The organism is Psychrobacter sp. UBA3962, assembly GCF_002385225.1.
In the GTDB taxonomy this organism is placed as follows: Bacteria; Pseudomonadota; Gammaproteobacteria; order Pseudomonadales; family Moraxellaceae; genus Psychrobacter.
This window is the reverse complement of record NZ_DGDC01000020.1, coordinates 89,141-96,111: the sequence shown is the minus strand read 5'-3', so window position 1 is coordinate 96,111 and position 6,971 is coordinate 89,141. Positions and strand designations below refer to the sequence as shown.

The following is a 6,971-nucleotide window of genomic DNA, read 5'->3' as shown; positions in this document are numbered from 1 at the left end:
CAAGCTACGGCTTTTTTTATTCACTCTAAATCTATCTAAAGACACTAACGCGCTTCACGCATGGCTGCTTGATATTCTTGCACCTCTGTACGCAGCTGCTGTCTACGTTCCCGAGTCAATATTTCGTTATTTTCGTCCAATATCAAAGCATTTAAGTCATTAGAAATCAGATTTACCACACTCATCATAGTGTCAAAACCTTGAGTGGCTTTTGGATGTGGCAAGGATAAGAACAGCACCAAACCACTATATCTAGAGGTGGGTAATAGGTTTAAATCAAAAGGAGTAATAACACCGTTTTGATCAACGCCCATCATACTGAACCATAAAATACCTGAACCATCTTTGTTTTCATAACGATGGAACATATTCATCGCCCCATACTTTAGCCCATACTGCGATACTAAAGAAAGGATGGTTTTACCCTCAATAAATTCATAGTTATTCTTAGGTATCAAGGTGATATTAATATTTTCTTGAGCATGATTTAGAGGGCTATTTTGATCTTGATCAGCCGCTGCCAATAAATGATGATCTAGCATAGGGCTGTTATCTGCAAACTCTGTTTCCTCAGCCGTCTCAATTACTGGCATCAACTTTTCAGTAGCAGAAGCCAAAGTTGAGAACACATCGTCCTCGCCATCATCAATCTGTAATCCGGCCAATTCCATATCTGTCAGGGTTTGTTTTTCAATAGCTGAATCTTGGGCAGAAGCTGTATTTAAGGGATTGCTGAAAGGGGTTACTTTCGAGGCGGTGCTGGCTGGCTCATAGTCATTATCAGACTCATATTGAGGCTGCTGTTCGTAATCTTCTATCGTTGCTGCTTGAGGAGTTTGTGTTGCACCAAATGAACCACTAGCTACCGGGACCTTACTGTCTTCATGAATAACGGGCTGCAGCTTTTCACGATCGGGAGTAATGATGGTCTCACTTTCTTCTATCTGTACTGGATCTGACGGTTCGACTAAGTTGCGTTCATGACGAGGAATAATAGGAATACCATTTTTGTCTCGGATAATGGCTTGAGAGTTGGCATTGTCTTTGCGGGCTAAAATTCCGCGAATGATCATATAAAGACCTACCACCATAATTACAACAGCGATGATTATTAAAATATAGTCTACGGTGGTCATGATTTACGCGTCCTGAAAGTAAGATAGAAAAAACGAGATTAGTCTATCACGCTTACCGTCGCTCGTCATCAATAACGACGGGGAATAGTTAACTATTTAAGTTAATGCTACAAGCGTTAATGACAAGAAAAATAGTAGGGTTTAAAAAAATATTAATCAGTGTATTTATTAAAGCTCAATCCTTTATTGTAACGTGATAAGGACTTATAAATCTATTTTGCCAATGTAACCAGAGACTACACAAACCTTATAACTTATCACCTATAACTAACCTATAAACAGTAACTACCACTGTTATAAGGCCACTTAATTAAACCGAAGGGTCTAGGTAATGCTCAGCTTCTTCTAAACTGACGCTCACTAGGGAGGAGATACCCGGCTGCGGCATAGTCACCCCTTTTAACTCATCTGCAATTTGCATCGCCAGTTTATTATGGCTAATAAAGATAAATTGTACCTCATCTGCTAAATCTGAAATTAGGTTGGTAAACCTCATGACGTTGGCATCATCAAGTGGGGCATCCACTTCATCTAACACACAAAACGGAGCGGGATGTTGCTTAAAAATAGCAAATATTAAGCTTAGTGCAGTGAGTGTTTTCTCACCCCCAGACAATACCGCCAGTCGGCTGTTTTTCTTACCTTTAGGCTGAGCCATTAATTCTAGGCCTGCGCGCCACTGCTCGTTTTGAGCCAAGCCTTCTTCTTTAATCAAGGTCAAGCTTGCTTGACCCCCACCGAATACTTTGGTGAACAAATTGGTTAACGACTCATTGACCGCATCCAAAGTTTGTAAGAACAAGATCTTGGTCTTGGCATCGATAGAGGCAATAGCATCGGTTAAGGTCGCCATACTCGCTGTGATATCCACTATCTGCTTTTCAAGCGGCAGCAGACGTTCATCAACAGCGGCTAATTCTGCTGCTGCGGCTAGGTTTACAGGTCCCATATTATCCAGCTTGCGGCTGAGCTCAGTCTCATCGGTTTGTAGCTTTTGCACTTTCGCATCCGACAAGCTACGACCGTGGGTCAGATACTCAGTCAACACCCGCTCAGCACTAAGCTCACTATTGACCTGCTTCAGTCGTTCACCAGCTTCATTAATACGCTCGTTGGCAATGGCTACTTGTGTCACCGTCTCTGCCAACTGCTGCTGCTGTTGCTGCAATTGTTGCTCAGTGTCATCCTGCTGCTTTTTTAAGCTATCGGCTTCAGTTTGCAGCGTATTGATAATGGCGTTGCGCTCTTCTAATGCGGTTTGTAATTGGTGATGACTATCCCTAGCTTGTTTTAAACTAGACTCTAACTTGGGCTGCTGACTCTCTGTCTTTTGCTGCTCTTGTTGTAGTCGCTGCTGCGCTTGTTGCAACTGCTTTAGCTCTATTGAAAGCTGCTGTAGTTGCTGCTGACTGTGTTTGTCTGCGAGCTCTGCTTTATTCAGCTCCAACTGCAGCTGACGTAAAGTATTCGCCTCCTGTCGCTCTTGCTCGCTGATAGATTGACGCTGCTGTTCTATCTGCTGTAGCTTATCTTTTACTGTAACCAATTTAGGCTCAATGGCCTGTAACTCCTCATTGCCCTGCTTAATACTAATTGCAAGCTGTGACTGCTGCTGTTGCAGTTGTTGATAATCCTCATCTAACTGCTCACGCTGCTTAGTGAGTCGCTGCTGCTCACCTTGTTGTCGGTCTTGCTTAGCCTGTAGCTCCACTTGCTGCTGCTTTAGACTATGTAAGTTATGAGTTAGCGCCGATAACTGTGCGGTTAATTCTTCTACAAATACCGAACTTTGTTCTTTTTTTAATTGGCTGGTTTTGACTGCTTTGCTAACCGTTTCTATCTGCTCTTCGAGGTCATTTAACTTATCCTCTAAGGTAGCTAAGCGTTGTTGCTGCTGCAAACGTACGCTCAAAAACTGGGTGTTTTGTGACTCATTGCTCAGCTTAGATAAGTGAATGGCACCAAAGTGCCCCATGACCCAACCAGATGCAGTAAGAATTAACGCAGACTGAGGAAGCTGTACAATCAAGGTTGCCGCCGTCTGCAGTATTTCTTGCTCAGAGCTGTCTTGCTCCGAGCTGTCCTGTGAAGCGTCGGGCGAGTAGAGATAACACTGCTGCCATAAACTCAATTTAGGGGCGACAATCAACTCTGATAAAGGAATCAGCTGTGACCCTATGCTCTTAGGCTGATTTGCTACTACAGCACCCGCGAAAAGCACACTATTGTGTGGCTGCTGTGCAGAAGCTTTAGTTTTATGGCGATTAGGGTTACTGCTATCTTTATTAGTGGTCTCGTTAGCGACTAAGTCAGCATCTGGAGAAGTTAAACCAGACAGAAGCTGGTACCACTCACCCACCTCTGCCTTATTTTCAGCCAAGGTAATATCCATAACTCGACTGTCTAGCCAAAAGGCTAGCCAACGATCCAACACAGAGGCATGCTGCTCTCCAGCTGAAGTTAATCGAATCTGCTGATGCAGTACCGGTAGCTTACTCAAGGTTGCCACTGCAGTGTTTTTCCCCTGTGGATTGGCATTACCCTGCTGTGTCTTATCGTCTTTTGTATTGTTCTTTTTGGGATGGACTATGCTGTGCAGCGTCTCATACTCAGCTATTAAACTCGCATGCTGCTTTTCTAATTGTGCCAACTGAGTTTGCTGAGTGGTTAGCTGTTGCGACAGCTCATTTAAGGCGGGCTGCTCAGTCTCTAAGCTTTCAGTCACTGTTTCTTGCTGCTTCATCAGTCCCGATAGCTTGGTCTTAAGCTCAGCCAAAGCTTGTACAGGACTGTCTTGCAAGTTATCACTGTCTTTATCAGAACTGGAGTCTGAGGGCGCTAATCCCCATTTTACAGCCTCTTGCTGCCACAAACTTTGCTGTGATTGCCACTTGGATAAGTCTTGCTTCACTCGGCTGTTAGCCTGATTATCAAGAGCCAGTTGCTGCTCATAGTGGCGTTTTTGTTTTTCTAACTCAATGACTTCCGAATTCACCTCATCCCAAGTGGCTTGCAGCGGTGCATAGGCTTGTTGGGTTTGCTGTTGTCGCTGTTCTAGCTCAGTAATTTTAGGGGTTATTAACCCTATAACCTCAGCTTGCTGCTGCTGTTCCTTTTTTGCTTCTGCCAGTGAATTTTCAGTTCTTTTTTGACGCTCTATATTGGCCTGTTGACGCCCATCCAGTTGGTTAATATTAGCTTGTAGCGTATGTAATTGATGCTCTACTTGCTGACGCTGCATATCCTGTATATGCAACTTGTCGCGGGCTTCATCTTTTAGCCATTGTTCTTCAGCCAAGCGGTCACTTAATTTACCAAACTTGGTTTTCAATTGGCTGTACTGCTGCTGCAAAGTGGTCACCGATATAGTCAGTGACGCTTCACTAGACTTATGCTGCATTTGTAACGACTTGGCATGGCATAGTTGATGAATGGCCAACTGCTCTTTAACTGTCGCTAATTGCTCCTGAATTTGCTGATATTGATGGGCACTTTCTGCTTGCTTCACCAGCTTTTTCTTCTGACGACTAAGCTCAGCCTCAATATCATTAAGACGTTCTAAGTTTTCTTGGGTTTTTTGCAGCTTTTTTTGGGTTTCTTCACGGCGGGCTTGATAACGCGATACCCCTGCGGCCTCTTCAATAAACTCTCGCAGCTGTTGCGGGCTTGAATCAACAATACGCCCAATCATCCCTTGCTGAATCACAGAGTAACTGCGCGGGCCCAGTCCCGTTCCTAAGAACACATCCACCACATCACGGCGGCGACAACGCGTCCCGTTGATAAAGTAGTCAGATTTGCCCTCGACATTAATTTGGCGTCGCACTGACAACTCATGGTACAAGTTTAGTTCGTGGCGGATACCCGTTTGCTCATCTTGGGTATGCTCAAAAGTTAGCTCGACACTGGCGACACTTTTCGCAGCCTTATCTTGAGTGCCTGCAAAAATTACGTCACTCATTGCTCCGCCCCTAAGCTGCTTAGCGGAAGACTCACCGAGCACCCAACGAATGGCATCAATTACATTGGACTTCCCACAGCCATTAGGACCGACAATGGCGGTAATGCCATGCCGAAAAGTAAAGGTAGTAGGGTTGGCGAAAGATTTAAATCCTGCCAGCTTAAGAGATTTTAGACGCATGAAGGCCGCATGAGGTTAAAGGTTAGAGGGATTAACAGAAATAATTGCAAGCAATAAAATGGCGTATTTTACCTGAAATTGAGTGATTTTACAGTCTCAGCTCTTTTTAGCCAAAATATACAAATCGTAAATAAGCTTTATTTGAATTGACTATCTAAAGTGCCTATATTGTCAGAATAGATTATCAAACTAGATTGGACGCAATAAAACCTATTTAGTTTTTACAGCGAAATCTATTTCAGCCAAGTCCGTCCATTTCAACTAACTTAATTTAAATCAAGTAACGCAAGAAGGCCTTATGTCTCAATACGACCCACAGCAATTACAACAAAAATTTGAACGTTGGAGTGAGCTATACCAAGAACAATTGCAAGCCCAGCAGCGCTTTCAAGAAGCGGAAGCTTTATATGCTGAGTTACAAGCGTATTATCAAAGCCCCCAGTGGATGGCTGACCATGAGGCGGATCTTCAGCTCGAATACTCGGGAGATGTACATTCAATCTTTAGTGAAGACGCTCTATGGAATATGATATCCGATCGTAATGAGTTAGCAATACAGTGGATGCGCCTAGGTTTAGACGCCTTAGACAATAAATAACAGTCGCAAAAAACCTAATTAAAAACAGCGCATCAGTTGGGCTTAACTATTGGGTTTAAGGATTCATAGAGCTACTAGATAATATTCATCCCTGATAAGCCAGACCATAACAACTGACTTCCTGCTACTAATAACAATATCCCAAAGCCTTTTTTTAAGGTAGCTGCCGGTAACTGATGGGCCCACTTAGCGCCAAGCTTGGCGGTAATAAAGCTGGCAAATGAGATACAGATAAAGCCAATAACGTGAACGAATCCAACGGCGCCTTCTGGCAATTCAGCCACATTTTGACCGAACCAAGCGAACCCCGCAGCCCCCGCTAAAGCAATAGGCAACCCACAAGCCGCCGAAGTTCCAACCGCTTGACGCATAGGCAAGCCGGCCCAAGTCAAGAATGGTACCGTTAAGCTACCCCCACCAATACCAAAAACAGCCGAGGCCATACCAATACCAGATCCAGCCCCTACTTGTACCGGTGCTGAAGGCAGCGGCTTACCTAGGTTTTCTTTATTGGGTAAAAACAGCATTTTGAAAGCAACCAGTAGCGCCCCTGCCCCAATCAAGGCTTGTAGCATTAAACCATGGATTTGTTCAGCCACTGCAGCCCCCAATATACTGCCCACGACCAAGCCAATGGCCATGTTTTTCCAAACATCCCATCGCACTCCACCGCGTTTATTGTGGGCAGTCAGGGAGCTAATTGAAGTCACAATGATAGTGGCCAAAGAGGTTCCCACTGCTAAATGTGCGATAATCTCTGGAGAGTAACCGTAGGCAGTAAAAATCCAGACCAATGCAGGGACAATAATCATGCCACCACCGACCCCAAATAAACCGGCACATACTCCTGCAAAAGCCCCAGCAGCCAAGAACCAAACTATCATCATAATGTAACTTCTCTGCTATATAAAAAAATAATTCTCACAGTATAACAAAAGCATTTACCTAAATTTGAACAATCTATAGGCTTGCCAGATCTACGCTGCCTTTAGCTATTGGTTGCATTCGGCGTATAATCAGCTTATCAATCAACAGACAAAACATTCCTCTAGGGACCCTCTGGATTGCCCTGCTATTTAAAACCCAGTTTATATTA

Annotated in this window: 4 protein-coding genes; 1 reads left to right on the top strand and 3 read right to left on the bottom strand. The window is 44.0% G+C overall.

Annotation, left to right across the window (positions count from 1 at the left end):
- Positions 1-44 precede the first annotated feature (44 nt).
- A complete protein-coding gene (locus tag B3S92_RS05225; protein ID WP_296203453.1) occupies positions 45-1,136 on the bottom strand; it encodes a cell division protein ZipA C-terminal FtsZ-binding domain-containing protein in 1,092 nt (363 codons plus the stop codon).
- Between the two features lie 310 nt (positions 1,137-1,446).
- Entirely contained in the window at positions 1,447-5,277 is a 3,831-nt protein-coding gene (locus B3S92_RS05220) for an AAA family ATPase (RefSeq protein ID WP_296203449.1), read from the bottom strand.
- Between the two features lie 298 nt (positions 5,278-5,575).
- Here B3S92_RS05220 and B3S92_RS05215 point away from each other — a divergent pair, with 298 nt between their 5' ends.
- On the top strand, positions 5,576-5,875 hold the full coding sequence (locus tag B3S92_RS05215) for a DUF4298 domain-containing protein (RefSeq protein ID WP_296203448.1): 300 nt from the start codon (positions 5,576-5,578) through the stop codon (positions 5,873-5,875).
- A 74-nt stretch (positions 5,876-5,949) separates the two neighbouring features.
- Here the strand turns inward: B3S92_RS05215 and B3S92_RS05210 are convergent, their stop codons facing one another.
- Positions 5,950-6,762 carry a sulfite exporter TauE/SafE family protein gene (locus B3S92_RS05210; RefSeq protein ID WP_296203444.1) on the bottom strand — a complete coding sequence of 271 codons (813 nt, stop codon included), beginning with the start codon at positions 6,760-6,762 and terminating at the stop codon, positions 5,950-5,952.
- Positions 6,763-6,971: the final 209 nt, after the last annotated feature.